Origin of the sequence: Bradyrhizobium sp. ORS 278, from assembly GCF_000026145.1 — a bacterium.
Taxonomy (GTDB): domain Bacteria; phylum Pseudomonadota; class Alphaproteobacteria; order Rhizobiales; family Xanthobacteraceae; genus Bradyrhizobium.
Window position 1 is genome coordinate 1882154 of sequence record NC_009445.1, and the last position, 13758, is coordinate 1895911.

General features: G+C 67.2%; 15 protein-coding genes. 4 read left to right on the top strand and 11 right to left on the bottom strand.

Features of this window, described 5'->3' with window-relative positions; translation table 11 throughout:
• Positions 1-2655: an alpha/beta hydrolase fold domain-containing protein gene (locus BRADO_RS08285; RefSeq protein ID WP_011924862.1), complete on the bottom strand. Its 2655-nt coding sequence runs from the start codon at positions 2653-2655 to the stop codon at positions 1-3.
• Positions 2656-2696: 41 nt separating this feature from the next.
• Here BRADO_RS08285 and BRADO_RS34930 point away from each other — a divergent pair, with 41 nt between their 5' ends.
• From BRADO_RS34930 to BRADO_RS08295, 3 genes are read left to right on the top strand one after another with little or no spacing between them, the layout of a single operon-like run.
• The gene (locus BRADO_RS34930; protein ID WP_157872533.1) at positions 2697-2897 is read left to right on the top strand and encodes a hypothetical protein; all 201 of its coding nucleotides are present in this window, start codon (positions 2697-2699) and stop codon (positions 2895-2897) included.
• A gap of 45 nt (positions 2898-2942) precedes the next feature.
• The gene (gene serA / locus BRADO_RS08290) at positions 2943-4190 is read left to right on the top strand and encodes a phosphoglycerate dehydrogenase (RefSeq protein WP_011924863.1); all 1248 of its coding nucleotides are present in this window, start codon (positions 2943-2945) and stop codon (positions 4188-4190) included.
• Between the two features lie 19 nt (positions 4191-4209).
• On the top strand, positions 4210-4689 hold the full coding sequence (locus tag BRADO_RS08295) for a TOBE domain-containing protein (RefSeq protein WP_011924864.1): 480 nt from the start codon (positions 4210-4212) through the stop codon (positions 4687-4689).
• On the opposite strand, the gene BRADO_RS08300 is transcribed toward BRADO_RS08295, so the two are convergent.
• From BRADO_RS08300 to BRADO_RS08335, 8 genes are all read right to left on the bottom strand, one after another.
• The gene (locus BRADO_RS08300; RefSeq protein WP_011924865.1) at positions 4598-5020 is read right to left on the bottom strand and encodes a winged helix-turn-helix domain-containing protein; all 423 of its coding nucleotides are present in this window, start codon (positions 5018-5020) and stop codon (positions 4598-4600) included. The two genes, BRADO_RS08295 and BRADO_RS08300, sit on opposite strands and share 92 nt — an antisense overlap.
• Entirely contained in the window at positions 5017-5607 is a 591-nt protein-coding gene (locus BRADO_RS08305) for a DUF2478 domain-containing protein (RefSeq protein WP_011924866.1), read from the bottom strand. The genes BRADO_RS08300 and BRADO_RS08305 overlap by 4 nt, the downstream gene beginning before the upstream one ends.
• An 11-nt stretch (positions 5608-5618) precedes the next feature.
• The gene (locus BRADO_RS08310) at positions 5619-6482 is read right to left on the bottom strand and encodes a xanthine dehydrogenase (protein WP_011924867.1); all 864 of its coding nucleotides are present in this window, start codon (positions 6480-6482) and stop codon (positions 5619-5621) included.
• A 208-nt stretch (positions 6483-6690) separates the two neighbouring features.
• A complete protein-coding gene (gene modC / locus BRADO_RS08315) occupies positions 6691-7779 on the bottom strand; it encodes a molybdenum ABC transporter ATP-binding protein (RefSeq protein WP_011924868.1) in 1089 nt (362 codons plus the stop codon).
• The gene (gene modB / locus BRADO_RS08320; protein WP_011924869.1) at positions 7776-8465 is read right to left on the bottom strand and encodes a molybdate ABC transporter permease subunit; all 690 of its coding nucleotides are present in this window, start codon (positions 8463-8465) and stop codon (positions 7776-7778) included. The genes modC and modB overlap by 4 nt, the downstream gene beginning before the upstream one ends.
• 29 nt (positions 8466-8494) lie before the next feature.
• The gene (modA, locus tag BRADO_RS08325) at positions 8495-9262 is read right to left on the bottom strand and encodes a molybdate ABC transporter substrate-binding protein (protein ID WP_011924870.1); all 768 of its coding nucleotides are present in this window, start codon (positions 9260-9262) and stop codon (positions 8495-8497) included.
• A 492-nt stretch (positions 9263-9754) separates the two neighbouring features.
• Positions 9755-11314: an amidase family protein gene (locus BRADO_RS08330; RefSeq protein WP_011924871.1), complete on the bottom strand. Its 1560-nt coding sequence runs from the start codon at positions 11312-11314 to the stop codon at positions 9755-9757.
• Positions 11315-11337: 23 nt separating this feature from the next.
• Positions 11338-12756: a M20 family metallopeptidase gene (locus BRADO_RS08335; RefSeq protein ID WP_011924872.1), complete on the bottom strand. Its 1419-nt coding sequence runs from the start codon at positions 12754-12756 to the stop codon at positions 11338-11340.
• A 301-nt stretch (positions 12757-13057) separates the two neighbouring features.
• Here BRADO_RS08335 and BRADO_RS08340 point away from each other — a divergent pair, with 301 nt between their 5' ends.
• Positions 13058-13303 carry a hypothetical protein gene (locus BRADO_RS08340; RefSeq protein ID WP_011924873.1) on the top strand — a complete coding sequence of 82 codons (246 nt, stop codon included), beginning with the start codon at positions 13058-13060 and terminating at the stop codon, positions 13301-13303.
• 4 nt (positions 13304-13307) lie between these two features.
• Here the strand turns inward: BRADO_RS08340 and BRADO_RS08345 are convergent, their stop codons facing one another.
• Positions 13308-13496, bottom strand: coding sequence for a hypothetical protein (locus tag BRADO_RS08345; protein WP_011924874.1), 189 nt, complete (start codon positions 13494-13496; stop codon positions 13308-13310).
• A gap of 52 nt (positions 13497-13548) precedes the next feature.
• A complete protein-coding gene (locus tag BRADO_RS35370) occupies positions 13549-13704 on the bottom strand; it encodes a hypothetical protein (protein WP_011924875.1) in 156 nt (51 codons plus the stop codon).
• Positions 13705-13758: the final 54 nt, after the last annotated feature.

Consider the following 13758-nt stretch of genomic DNA (forward strand, 5'->3'; position numbering starts at 1 on the left):
TTAGCTCGCGGCGGCGTGGATCTCCGGCGAGCTGCTGTCTTCTCCGGATTGCGTGAACGCCTGCAGCGCCTCCGCCATCTGAACGCGGCCGCCGACGCCGGTGATGACGACGTCAACCATTGTGAACGACGAGTGGAAATGGCCGCGCGCCTTGAGCTGACCGACCGGCACGCCGGCCGCGGCGAGCGCTTCCGCATAGGCGACACCCTCGTCGCGCAGCGGATCGAACTCGCAGGTCACGATATAGGCCGGCGGCAGTCCCTTCAGCTGGCCGCGCAGCGGCGACACCCGGGGATCGGTGCGGTCCGCCGGCGAGCAGTAGATGTCCCAGAACCAAAACATCAGCCCGCGCGTCAGGAAGTAGCCTGCGGCGTTCTCGGCGTAGGACGGACGATCGAAGCTGCAATCGGTGACCGGACAGACCAGCAGCTGGCCCCCGATCGCCGGCCCGCCGCGGTCGCGCGCCAACTGGCACGTGACGGCGGCGATGTTGCCGCCCGCGCTCCAGCCGGCCACCAGCACCGGCCCCTCGCGGCCGCCGAGCTCGGCGGCGTGCTCGGACACCCACTTCGCCGCGGCATAGCCGTCCTCGGCCGCGGCGGGGAAGCGATGCTCCGGCGCGTGGCGGTAGTTCACGCTGACGAAGATCATGTTGGAGCGGCGGCACAGGTCGCGGCAGAACGGATCGTCCGACTGCTCGTCGCCGAGCACCCAGCCGCCGCCGTGGAAGTACACGACGATCGGATGCGGGCCCGGCGTCGCCGGACGGTAGAGGCGGTAGGCGAGGGGACCTTCGGCGCCCGGCAGCGTGCCGTCCTTCACTTCGCCGACGGGGCGGCCTGGCGGCCGGGCCTTGTTGAACTCAGCGACGAAGTCGCGTGCGCCTTGCGCGCCCATCGATTCGATCGGCGGCAGGTTCATCTCGGTGAGCATGTTCAGCACCAGCCGGACATCCGGCTGCAGCTTCACGATCTCGCCGTCGTTGCACTGGGTCGCGCCGCCCGGGCCGGTCAGCCTGAAGCCGAGCATGCCGCGGCTGACGACCTCGTTGCAGATGCCGCGATACGGGCCAACGCCGCCGGTATAGGGCATCAAGGTCTGCGGCTTGCCCAGTACGTTGGCGCCCGTGTACCAGGTGTTGGCGAGCCGGTGCAGCGTCACGGTCGAGCAGTCCGCCATGTGGCGCATCCAGCCGGCCTGCGCCGTCTCGGTCGGTTCGATCGTGGTGAAGCCCGCGTCGCGCAGCGCGGCCAGCCGATCGACCACGAAGTCGACATGCTGCTCGATCGACACCGCCATGTTCGACAGCACCGAGGGGCTGCCGGGGCCCGTGATCAGGAACAGATTCGGGAAGCCGGCGACGGTCAGTCCGAGATAGCTCTCCGGCCCGTTCGCCCAGCTGTCGTCGAGCGACTTGCCGCCGCGGCCCTTGATCGGATGCACGGCGCGGATCGCGCCGGTCATGGCGTCGAAGCCGGTCGCGAACACGATGACGTCGACGTCGAAGCTGCGCCTGTCGGTTTTGATCGCGCCGGCGGTGATCGATGCGATCGGCTCCTTGCGCAGGTTCACCAGCGTCACGTTCGGACGGTTGAACGTCGCGTAGTAGTTGGTGTCGAGGCACGGACGCTTGGCGCCGAACGGATGATCGTGAGGCGTGAGCGCCTCGGCCGTCTCGGGATCCTTGACGATCGTGCGGATCTTCTCGCGGATGAGATCGGCGAGAAGGGCGTTGCCGTCGGCATCGACGCCCTGGTCGGCCCAGAGCTGCGTCAGCATGCCGACGAGGTCGCCCGAGGCCCACATCTTCTCGAAGCGCTCGCGGCGCTCGGCCTCGCTCAGCGCCCAGCTGAATTCCGTCGCTGGCGGGATCGGCACGCCGGTCATCGACCAGCGCGCCTGCTCGCGCAAGGCATTGCGATCCTGCGCCAGCTGGGCGGCGCGATCCGCCGGCAGCGGGCCGTTATGCGCCGGAAGCGCGAAGTTCGGCGTGCGCTGGAATACGGTGAGCTGCGCGGCCTGCTCGGCGATGATCGGGATCGACTGGATGCCCGAGGAGCCGGTGCCGATGACCGCGACGCGATTGCCGCGGAGGTCGACGCCGTCATGCGGCCAGCGGCTGGTGAAGTAGATCTCGCCCTTGAAATCATGCACGCCGTCGATCTCCGGCGGCTTCGGCTGCGACAGGCAGCCGGTCGCCATGATGTAGTGGCGGCAGGAGACGGCGGGGCCCTTGTCGGTGGTCAGCAGCCAGCGCTCCTGGGATTCATCCCAGGCGGCGCCAAGCACGCGGGTGCCGAAGCGGATGTCGCGGCGCAGGTCGTAGCGGTCGGCGACGAAGCCGAGATAGCGCAGGATCTCCGGCTGAGTGGCGTATTTCTCCGACCACTGCCAGGCGGTCTCGAGCTCGGGATCGAAGGTGTAGCTGTAGTCGACGGTCTGGATGTCGCAGCGGGCGCCGGGATAGCGGTTCCAATACCAGGTGCCGCCGACATCGTTGGCGGTATCGAGCGCCACGGTCGAGAAACCGGCCTTGCGCAGCCGGTGGAGCAGGTACAAGCCCGCAAATCCGGCGCCGACGACGGCGACGTCCACTGTCTGGGATTCGCCGTGAGTCGATTCCTGCGCACGCGCCTCGACCAGACCGTCTGACATGCTGACCTCCCGATGATTTTATGATTGCGGGAAGGCTAGTCTTGCTCGCCTGGTTTGTCAGCACACAAAGTAACGATCTGCGGTTGTTGCGCCGCAAGAAGCTGCATGAATCCGGTATGCCAGGCGCCGTTTTTGCATCGCCGCTCAAATTGCTGTTGCGGAGTGGACAAGATGCTGAGAAAGCGACAGAAAGCGCTCCTGCCGCGGCGCATTCACCAAGTTTCAACGCATCGCGACTGTAACACCTGCAACACGACGCCACACCCACGATCAACCAGGCCAGGCCCATGCCGCTCTCGCTGCCCAAGCAAAAGATTCGCGTTCTGCTCCTCGAGGGCGTGAACGACTCGGCCGTCCGCATGTTCGAGGCCAGCGGCTATACCGAGGTCGAACGGCTGCCCAAGGCGCTCGGCTCGGCGGAATTGAAGCGGATGCTGTCCGGCGTTCACATGCTCGGCATCCGCTCGCGGACGAATCTGACCGCCGACGTGCTGCAGGCGGCCGACCGGCTGATGGCCGTGGGCTGCTTCTCGGTCGGCACCAACCAGGTCGATCTCGATGCGGCGCGGCGGCTCGGCATCCCCGTCTTCAACGCGCCCTATTCGAACACCCGCAGCGTCGCCGAGCTGACCATCGCCGAGGTCGTGATGCTGATGCGGCGGATCTTCCCGCGCTCGGTGTCGGCGCATGCCGGCGGCTGGGACAAGTCGGCCAATGGCAGCCGCGAGGTGCGCGGCAAGACGCTCGGCATCATCGGCTACGGCAATATCGGCTCGCAGCTGTCGAACCTCGCCGAAGCCATGGGCATGCGGGTGATCTTCTTCGACCTCACCGACAAGCTCCGCCACGGCAACACCGAGCCGGTCGAAAGCCTCGACGAACTGCTGGCTAATAGCGACGTCGTGTCGCTGCACGTGCCGGAGACGCCGGCGACCGCCAACATGATCGGCGAGCGCCAGATCCGGCACATGAAGGACGGCGCCTACCTCATCAACAATTCGCGCGGCACGGTGGTCGACATCGACGCGCTGGCGAGCGCGCTGCGCGAGGGCAAGCTGTCGGGCGCCGCCGTCGACGTGTTTCCGGTCGAACCGGCCTCGAACGCCGATCCGTTCGTGTCGCCGCTGCAGGGCCTGCCCAACGTGATCCTGACCCCGCATGTCGGCGGCTCCACCGAGGAGGCGCAGGATCGCATCGGCGGCGAGGTCGCGCGCAAGCTGATCGATTACTCCGACGTCGGCTCGACTTTCGGCGCGGTCAACTTCCCGCAGGTGCAGCTGCCGGCGCGCCCGACCGGCACGCGCTTCATCCACGTCCACCGCAACGTGCCGGGCGTGCTGCGCCAGGTCAACGAGGCGGTGTCACGGCACAACATCAACATCCTCGCGCAATATCTGCAGACCGATCCGGAAGTCGGCTACGTCGTGCTGGAAACCGACGTGGTTGGCGGCGAAGGTGAGGAGCTGCTGTCGGAGCTGCGCGCGGTGGACGGCACGATCCGCGTGCGCGTGCTGTACGATCACGACAGGCCGTGAATGGGAAAGGCTGACGTCGATGAGCGCACAGTCCCCGTCCTCGTCAGCCTCCTCCATCGTGCTCAGCACGACCGTCCCGGCACGGGTGCTGCGGCATGATCCGCAATACGGCATGTCGACCTTGTTCTTCGCCGACGGTGAGCTGCGCGTGCCGATGGTCGATGCCGCTGTCGATGCCGGCGTCTCCGTGACCATCGAGGCGCGCGACGTCTCGATCGCGCTGTCGCGGCCGATGGACGTGTCGATCACCAACCGGCTGCCCGGCCGGATCGAGGAGATTCTGCCGCTCGACCCGCCCTATGTGCGTGTGACCTTCGATCTCGGTTCAACGAAGCTGCACGCGCTGGTGACGCTGGAGTCGGTCGAGCGGCTGGCGCTGGAACCGGAATTGTCCGCCTGGGCGATGATCAAGAGCGTCGCGATCGGGCCCGGCGCGGTTCGGCCTTCGGAGCTGCCTCGGCCGCGCCGCTGGCCCGCTTCTGATAGTGGGGATCCGTAGCCTTCTGCAATTCGCCGAGCGCCGCAGTGGTCGCCGTGCGCGTCCGCCGCTCCATCGAGCGGTACAGCGCGATCAGCCGCTCGCCGAACGCGGTGATCTCGGCGCCGCCGCCGCGGCGGCCGGGATGCGTCTCGAACACCGGCGTCTCAAAGGTGCGGTTCAGCGCATCGACCATCAGCCAGCATTTGCGATAGGAGATTCCGCTCGCGCGCGCCGCGCCGAGGATCGAGCGCTCCCTGCGAACGAACTCGATCAGCTGCAGATCCTCCGGCGACAGGCTGCCGCCGTTGCCGAAGCTGATAGTCAATGCGATCTGCGCCGCGCCCTTCATGCCATTCCGATCCGCTCGCGTTCGGCGCCGATCATGTCACGGGCGATGCGCGATGTCACCCGGCGTCCGGCCCACGCCTCGATCCAGCCGGGGCCGCGCGCCGCGTCGACGGTGACACATTCGGCAAACGTGCCGGCAAACCGTGTCCACGCCTCCACCATCGTCGGCGAGACCGCGGTGATGATCGGAAGCCCGGCGGAGATCGCGGAGCCGAAGGCGTCGGCGAGGCCGCCGCCGGTGGCCTCCTGCTTGCCGAACTTGCTGAGGATGACGACGTCGGTGCCGCGGAGGATCGACTGCTGCACGGCGGCGCAGGCCAGCACCAGGCCTTCCGGATCGAGGTTGCAGGCCAGCGATCCCGGACCGAGGTCTTGCGAGATCGAGAACAGCCTGTTGTCATCGAGGCTGCGCAGCATCATGGACTTGCACGGCTTGGCCTTGTCGGCGCTGCTCTCGACCACGCCTGACACGCGCAGGCCGGCGTCCGCGAGGCGCACGGCGAAGTCGCCGAGCAGGTCCTGAATCACCGGCGATGCCGCGCCCTGCAGCGCCACGATCCGGCACGTTCCGATATCGACTGAAGCCATGGCAGTCCTCCTCACACATTGGCGGAGACGCGGCCCGCCGTCCGGCCGGTTTGCATGATCTGGTGAACGGCCGACACGACGCTCGCGGCGATCGACTGGCCGCGCTCGTCCATGCCGGTCCAGGCGCCGTGACGGCCGCGCGGATCGATCTCCAGCAGCTTGACGTTGGCCGGCACGCGCAAGCCGTCGCGCGCGATGCCGCGCAGTGCGCCGTCGAGCGGCGCCAGCACCGGCGTGCCGCCGAGCGAGCCGAGCTGCAGGCCCTTGTAGACGCGGGTGCCGATGTCGAGCGGCGTGTACCAGACGGCGTCCTGGTCGGAATAGATGAAACGCTCGCGCCCGGCGCCGCCGAGATCGCGCGCCTTGCCGTCGGCGTTGCGGGTGTGGCCTTCGGCGACGATGGCGCCGGTCTCGCACGGATGCGTCTCGATCGCGATGTCGCAATTATGCCCGATCGCAAAGCGGGGACCGATGCCGACGGCGATGCCGGCGACGCCGCGCAGGTCCGGCGTCACCAGATGCTTCTGCATGCGCGCATCGACGATGACCGAGGGATAGCGATAGGCGATGATGTCGGTGAGATGCATTCCGGTCACCGCCACCCGGCCGGGATCGCGGTGAATCTGCACGACGTCGGCGATGCTCTCGGCCTTCGCGCCGCTCACGCCGTCGATATCGCGCGGCTCGCCGAACAGGACGTCGTGGAACGCCATGCCGCGGCGGATCACCGGCGGGAAGGCGTCATGACAGAGCACGATCGCAAAGCGCGCGTGGCTGAGCTTCGCCGCGATGGCGGAGGCGATCTCGTTGGTGCCCAGCACCAGCGCAAGCGGCTTCGGCGCGTTCGGATGCCAGGTGATTGCGGCGGCTCTCATGCTGATGACCTCGTGTTGCGGGATCGGATGAGCAAGCGCCGGGCCAGACGGTCGAGGTCGAGCCAAAGTGTTCATTCCGTTGGTGAAACCGATCCATGGCCCGCTTTGTTCGATCCGAAGCTATATTGTATAAGATATAACATGGAAGGTTATATTGTCGCGTATACAACAGGGCGCGATCGCGCCGGGAGTGCGCAGGGGACGTGGATCAGGCGGCGGGGTCTTCGCGACGGACGAGGGCGACGCCCTTGACCTGGGCGTAGACGGCGAGCCCCGCCTGCAGGCCGAGCTCGTTCCACGAGCGCTGGGTCACGCGCGACAGCAGCCGCGCGCCGTCGCCAGTCTCGCCGAGCCCCAGCAGGGCGGTGACGCGGTGGTCGGCCTGGCCGCGGATCTCGAGGATTTTTGCCCTGAGCACGTTGACGATCGTGCTGCGGCTCGGGGCGTCGACCGCCAGGCTGACATCGTCGGCCAGCACGCGCAGGCGCCGCCGCGTGCCGGGCGAGAGTGGCTCGGCGGGCAGCAGAAATTGGCCGCCGGCCACGCTGAGCGTCGCCATGCCGTCGCTCGCATCCTGCGCGGTGACGGTGGCGTCGAGGCTCACGGCGGCGTCGCGCGACAGCGCGAGCGGCAGCGACAGATCGGCCTGCAGCGCGGCCAGCGGGCCCGACGCCAGCACGGCGCCATGGCGCATCAGCACCAGCTGATCGGCGAGCCGTTCGACCTCGGCGATGTCGTGGCTGATGTAGAGGATCGGTAGATCCAGCGCGGCGTGCAGCCGCTCCAGATAGGGCAGGATCTCGTCCTTGGTCATCTGGTCGAGCGCCGATAGCGGCTCGTCCATCAGCAGCAGTTTGGGCTGGCTGAGCAGCGCCCGGCCGATGGCGACGCGCTGGCGCTCGCCGCCGGAAAGATGCCGCGGCGAGCGCTCCAGCAGCCTGCCGATGCCGAGCAGGGCTGTGACCTCGTCGAAGCCGATGGCACCGCTCGTCCCCGGATGGCCGTACATCAGGTTGCGGCGAACCGAGAGGTGCGGAAACAGGTTGGCTTCCTGGAACACGTAGCCGATCGGACGCCGGTGCGGCGGACGGAAGTGCTTCTCGTCCTGCCAGACGTCGCCGGCCACGGAGCATAGCCCGTCCAGGCGATTGAGACCGGCAATGCACCGCATCACAGCGGTCTTGCCGCAGCCGGACGGGCCGAAGATCGCGGTCACGCCGCGCGCCGGGACCTCGAAGCGCGCGTCCAGTTCGAAGCGACCCAGCGTGCCGCGGAAGTCGACTTTCACCGTGCTCATGACGCGCGGGTCGTCATCTTCTTCTCGATCAGCATCATCGTCAGAATGACGGAGAACGAGAATACGACCATGCCCAGCGCAAGCACCGAGGCTTCCGCCCATTGCGAGGTCTCGACATAGTCGTAGATCGCGACCGACAGCACCTTTGTCTTGCCGGGGATGCTGCCGCCGATCATCAGCACGACGCCGAACTCGCCGACGGTATGCGCGAAGCCGAGGATCGCGCCGGTGAGGAATCCCGGGCTCGCGAGCGGCACCGCGATGGTCCAGAACGCGCGCCAGGGCGAGGCGCGCAAGGTGGCGGCCGCCTCGAGCGGCTTCTCGCCCATCGCCTCGAAGGCATTGCGGATCGGCTGCACCACGAACGGCATCGAGAACAGCACCGAGCCGATGATAAGTCCGGGAAAGGTGAAGGCCAGCGTGCGCGCGCCCCAGAGCGAGGCCAGCGCGCCGCCGGGACCGCTGGGCCCGAGCGCGACCAGCAGGTAGAAGCCGAGTACGGTGGGCGGCAGCACCAGCGGGATCGCCACCAGCGCCGCGACGGCCTCCTTCCACCACGCCCTCGACCGGGCCAGCCACCACGCGATCGGCGTGCCCACGAGCATCAGGATGACGGTCGTGAGCGCCGCGAGTTCGAGGGTCAGCCGGATCGGTTGCCAGATGTCGGACGAGACGTGCAGGTTCATCCGCGGAGTTTCATCGATGCAGGTGTCGCTCAGGTGCCGGATTTCGGATCCAGAGCATAGCCGAACTTCTCGATGACCGCACGGGCTTCCGGGGTCTTGAGGAAAGCGAGGAATGCGGTCGCCGCCTCGTTGCCGGCGGAGGCCTTCAGCAGCACGGCGTCCTGCCGGATCTCGCTGTAGAGATTCTGCGGCACCAGCCAGCGCGAGCCGCCGGCGTTCGGCATCAATTGCGACAGCGCGACGAAGCCGAGCTCGGCATTGCCGGTGTCGACGAATTGGAACGCCTGCGAGATCGTGTTGCCCTGGACGATCTTGGGCTGGATCGTCTCATAGAGCTTCAGCGCCTTCAGCGCCTCGACAGCAGCGGCGCCATAGGGGGCGGCGGCGGGATTGGCGATCGAGAGCTTGTTGAACGCATTCGCCTTCAGCGTTTCCTCGCCCTTCACCAAATTCGCATCCTTGCTCCACAGCACGAGCTTGCCGATCGCATAGGTGAAGCGGCTGTCGCCGACGCCAAGACCTTCGTCGACCAGCTTCTTCGGCCGCTCGTCGTCGGCGGAGAGCAGGATCGCGAACGGCGCGTTCTCCTTGATCTGCGTGTAGAACTGTCCGGACGCGCCGAAGCTCAGCACCAGCTCATGCCCGGTCTTGGCCTTGAACAGCGCCGCGATCACCTTGGCCGGCTCGGTGAAGTTGGCCGCCACGGCAACGTTCGCGCTGCCGGCAAACGCATTCGCGCTGGTCAAGAGGGCAATGGCCGCGCCCAGGGCGGCGGTGGCGAAGCGCATCGATCTCATCATTTTGTCCTTGTCGTATTCACCAAGACGGGTCGCTGCGGCGAAATTGCAAGTCTCGTTCCGGCGCAACGGCCAGCGCCGATGCCGTGCTGTATCCACTTGTATATATCAGAATAGACATCTCGATCGGTTTCCGTCAACACGAGGGCAACCTCGTGCCGACGCGGTGCGCGTCCCTGTACAACTTACGACAAGGGGCTGCGGCGGCGTGTCGCAAACACGACGGCCCCACGACACATTCGGTGTCGTCCCGGCCTTGAGCCGGGACCCATAGCCACCGGCAGAGGTATGAGGAAGGGTGAAAAGGCCGTGCCCCCGCACGTCTTCCTGTGGTTATGGATCCCGGATCTTCGCGCGCGATGCGCGCTCGTCCGGGACGACAGCGGGGGGATGATAGCGCCATACCCTCGCTGCCAACGCCCGGCTTGACCGACGATAACAGCGAGGGTCAATTGTCTTCGTGGCCACCAACAGGACCCGGGACCGGGTCGCCTAGCCGATCTTCTGCCAGAGCTGCTTGACCAGCATCCCTGCCCGCTTCTCGATCGCCGCGGCGGCATCGAGCGCGAGGTCCTCGCGGTAGCGGCCGGCGATCAGCTGCACGCCGATCGGATGGCCATCGTGAACGGCGACTGGGACGACGGCGCCCGGCAGGCCGAGCACGTTGATCGCGGAGATGAAGCGGATCTCGTTGAAGAAGATCTCCTGCACGCGCTCCGGGCTGACGGTGTCGTCGCGCGGACCCGGCGTCGGCTTCACCGTCGTCGGCGCCAGCACGACCGGATAGTCCTCGAAGAACAGCTGCCACGCGCGGATATGCGTCGAGCGCTGCGCCGTCGCGTTCATCCAGCCGGCGAGATCGAGGATCTCCGCCTTCGCCCGCATCCCGCCCCACGCCTTGTGGAAGTCCTCCGATGTGACGGCCAGCATCTTGGCCTCCTGCATCACCACCACCTCCGTGGTGATGACGTCGCACCAGGTCTGCCAGACGCGGGAGATGTCGGGCACCTCGACCTCGCTGACGCGATAGCCGGAGCGCTCGAGATGGTCAGCGGCCTGCCGCAGCGCGGCGCGCACGGAGGGATCGACGTCCATGTCGTCGGGAATCTTGGCGAGCGCGACCTTGACCGGCCGCTTCGGTTTCTCGCCTTCGAGCGGCGCCGGCACCCACCAGGGGTCGCGCGGATCGCGCCGGCTCATCACCTCCAGCGCCAGCCGGACATCGGCCACGCTGCGCGCCAGCGGCCCCTGCGACGACATCAGATGCGCCAGCATCGGCCGCTCGGACGCGGCGCTTTCATTGTAGGCGGGGATGCGTCCTTGCGTCGGCTTGATCGTGACCACGCCGTTGCAATGCGCCGGCCAGCGCAGCGAGCCGCCGATGTCGTTGCCATGCGCGATCGTGCCGATGCCGGCGGCGACCGCGGCGCCGGCGCCGCCGGACGAGCCGCCGCAGGTGATCTCCGGATCCCAAGGATTCAGCGTGAGCCCATGCAGCGGATTGTCGGTGAAGCCGCGAAACGAGAATTCCGGCGTGTTGGTCAGGCCGAGCACGATGGCGCCTGCCTTCTTGAGGTTGCGCACGACCGGCGCGTCCGACGGCGCGATGATGCCCATCTGGGCCTTGACGCCATTGGGGTTCGGCCGGCCCTCGTAGTCGACGTTCTCCTTGATCGTGACCGGCACGCCGTGCAGCAGGCCGCTCTTGTCGCGCGCCTTGTCGGCGGCCCGCGCGGCTTTCAAGGCCTCCTCGCTGAGGTCGACGACGACCGCATTGAGCTTGGGATTGACCTCGTGCATGCGCGCGATGTGCGCCTGGGTCACCTCGACCGAGGAGACGGCGCCCGAGCGGATCGCCGCCGCGGTCTCGACCGCCGACCATTGCCAGGCCGGCCCCTTCGGCAGCCGCGGCTTGGGCGCGGCTGTCGTCGGCGCCGTCTTAGGTGATTTCTTGCTCTTGGCGACGGGCTTCGTCTTGGCCTTGGCGTTCACGGCACGCTTCAGGACCTGCCGGGCGGCCTTCGCGGCCGGCTTCTTCGCTGTCTTTGCCATTATGTTTCCCCCCAGTTTCCGTCTCAGGCGACCGACATCGTCAGCGGCGGCTCGACCTCGGCGGGAAGCGGGCTGACATAGGGCGTGCGAGTCGTTCGCTTCTTCAGGTCGGCTTTTGCGGCTGCGATCAGCGCGGGCTCGTTGAGCGCCTTGATGCCGAGGCCGGCCATTGCCTTGGCGGCCTGCACCATCGCCTTGTGGGCGGCCGGCGTCTTGCCCTGTGCGACCACCTGCCAGGTGTGGAACGGCGTGCCGATCGCCACCGTCGGCGCATGCACCTGCACGGTCGGGACCACCCAGCTGACGTCACCGACATCGGTCGAGCCGATCTGCGGATTGCGCTTGGTGTTGAGCGGCACCAGGAAATCGGCAAGCGGCTTGTCGGTCGGCTCCATGCCGATACTGTAGTAGACCGACTCGATGTCCTTGTCGGTCAGGGTCGCCTGGATCTGCCCGGCGAAATCCCGGTCGCCGTCATCGAAATGTGGCGGCCCGAGCTCCTGCATCACCTCGTACAGCGCCTCTTCGAGCGGCGTATTCGGCAGGATGTTGGAGACCGCCGAGATGATCTTCATTTCGACCTTGGTCTCGGTCATCATCGCCGCGCCCTGCGCGATCTTATGCACGCGCCCGACCAGCTCGTTCATGCCGGGCAGATCGCGGGCGCGGATCGAGTAGCGTACGCGGGCATGCGCCTGCACCACGTTGGGCGCGATGCCGCCGGTGTCGAGCAGCGCGTAGTGCACGCGGGCGTCGCTCGGCATGTGCTCGCGCATGTAGTTGACGCCGACATTCATCAGCTCGACGGCGTCGAGCGCGCTGCGGCCGAGATGCGGCGAGGCCGCCGCATGCGAGGTGCGGCCGGTGAAGATGAAATCGGCGCGGGTGTTGGCCAGCGACGGCGTCATCACCACCTCCCAGAAGCTCGAGGGATGCCAGGTGATGGCGATGTCCGCATCCTCGAACGCGCCCGAGCGCACCATGAAGGCCTTGGCGGCGCCGCCTTCCTCGGCGGGGCAGCCATAGTAGCGCACGCGCCCCGGAACCTTGTTGGCCGCCAGCCAGTCCTTCACCGCGGTGGCCGCGAGCAGCGCGGCCGAGCCCAGCAGATTGTGCCCGCAGCCATGGCCATGGCCGCCGGTCTCGACCGGGCGATGCTCGGCGACGCCGGCTTCCTGGCTGAGGCCGGGCAGGGCGTCATACTCGCCCATGAAGGCGATGACCGGACCGCCTTCGCCCCATTCGCCCATCAGCGCGGTCGGAATGCCCGCGACCTTCTCGGTGATGCGAAAACCCTGGTGCTCCAGCTCGGCGAGATGTTCGGCGGATGAGCGGGCCTCGGTGTAGCAGACCTCGGGCATGCTCCACACCCGGTCGCTGAGCTCGATGAAACGGGTCTTGATCGCGTCGACGCCGCGCCAGATCTCGCTGCGGTTATCCATCTCCGGTCCTGTCCTCTTTAGCCGATAGGAAGCCGGTATGGTTATCAGCTAAGTTCCCGAACGCCTAGCGATGGCAGGCGAGAGCAGCCATGCGGGCCGGCGTGAGGCCCGTGGCGCCGGCTCCAAGCCGTGAGCAAATCGTGCTGCGATTGGATGCAACAGGATGATTTCGGCAGCGCAATGTGACTGTCGCGTGGACGCGCATTCTCGCATTTCGGAACTGCCGCTGTGCACCGGTACCGCCGCAATCCAGGAACGATCGCGGATGGCCCCTGTTCTCGCTGCGAGGAGCGCGATCGCCATGCGAACAGGGTCCATCACGATCATCGTTGCATTGCTGCTGATTCTCGCGGGCGCCGTCGTCTTCGCCTATCAAGCGCTGACGCTGCCCGGCGATCCCATGCCGACCGAAGGCTGGATCGCGCTGACGCTCGGCGTGGTGTTCTCGCTAGTCGTGGGGATTGGCTTGATGGTGTTGCTGTTCTACAGCAGCCGCAGAGGCTACGACGAAGCCTCCCGGTTTACCCCGGACGACCGGGCCGAGTGACGGCTTACTCCGGCCGCGGCGGATGCTGCGTGCGCGGATGCCGGTCGTGCAGCAGCTTCGCGAGCTGATGCCGCAGATCGTCGTGGCCGCGCATCGCGGTTTCGAACAGCGCTTCCTGGATGTCGCGCGGCATGTCGCCCCACACGCTGATCGCGGCGTTGCCGAGCAGCTCGGCGAATCGATTGTCGTTCATGCGCCACCTCCGGACGAGGAGACGCCCTCGTCCCGCCAAGGTTCCAAGCAGCCTATTGGGTAACGAACAGAACAGTGGCGATCGCGACCGAGGCCGCAATAGCGGATAGCGTGCCGGTGGTCGACAGCACGCCCATGCGCCGCAGCGCGGCGGCGAATACGATGATGATCGGCGTGGCGGTGACGAGGCCGAGCTGGGCTTCGGTCATGGAACTGCTCCTGGGACTTGCTCCTTATGGTGTTGCCAATTCCTAGCGCGGCGC

Excerpts from the sequence above, each read along its gene's own strand:
- BRADO_RS08285 (WP_011924862.1), bottom strand. The coding sequence starts at position 2,655 with ATGTCAGACGGTCTGGTCGAGGCGCGTGCGCAGGAATCGACTCACGGC.
- serA (WP_011924863.1), top strand. The coding sequence starts at position 2,943 with ATGCCGCTCTCGCTGCCCAAGCAAAAGATTCGCGTTCTGCTCCTCGAG.
- BRADO_RS08295 (WP_011924864.1), top strand. The coding sequence starts at position 4,210 with ATGAGCGCACAGTCCCCGTCCTCGTCAGCCTCCTCCATCGTGCTCAGC.
- BRADO_RS08300 (WP_011924865.1), bottom strand. The coding sequence starts at position 5,020 with ATGAAGGGCGCGGCGCAGATCGCATTGACTATCAGCTTCGGCAACGGC.
- BRADO_RS08305 (WP_011924866.1), bottom strand. The coding sequence starts at position 5,607 with ATGGCTTCAGTCGATATCGGAACGTGCCGGATCGTGGCGCTGCAGGGC.
- BRADO_RS08310 (WP_011924867.1), bottom strand. The coding sequence starts at position 6,482 with ATGAGAGCCGCCGCAATCACCTGGCATCCGAACGCGCCGAAGCCGCTT.
- modC (WP_011924868.1), bottom strand. The coding sequence starts at position 7,779 with ATGAGCACGGTGAAAGTCGACTTCCGCGGCACGCTGGGTCGCTTCGAA.
- modB (WP_011924869.1), bottom strand. The coding sequence starts at position 8,465 with ATGAACCTGCACGTCTCGTCCGACATCTGGCAACCGATCCGGCTGACC.
- modA (WP_011924870.1), bottom strand. The coding sequence starts at position 9,262 with ATGAGATCGATGCGCTTCGCCACCGCCGCCCTGGGCGCGGCCATTGCC.
- BRADO_RS08330 (WP_011924871.1), bottom strand. The coding sequence starts at position 11,314 with ATGGCAAAGACAGCGAAGAAGCCGGCCGCGAAGGCCGCCCGGCAGGTC.
- BRADO_RS08335 (WP_011924872.1), bottom strand. The coding sequence starts at position 12,756 with ATGGATAACCGCAGCGAGATCTGGCGCGGCGTCGACGCGATCAAGACC.
- BRADO_RS08340 (WP_011924873.1), top strand. The coding sequence starts at position 13,058 with ATGCGAACAGGGTCCATCACGATCATCGTTGCATTGCTGCTGATTCTC.
- BRADO_RS08345 (WP_011924874.1), bottom strand. The coding sequence starts at position 13,496 with ATGAACGACAATCGATTCGCCGAGCTGCTCGGCAACGCCGCGATCAGC.
- BRADO_RS35370 (WP_011924875.1), bottom strand. The coding sequence starts at position 13,704 with ATGACCGAAGCCCAGCTCGGCCTCGTCACCGCCACGCCGATCATCATC.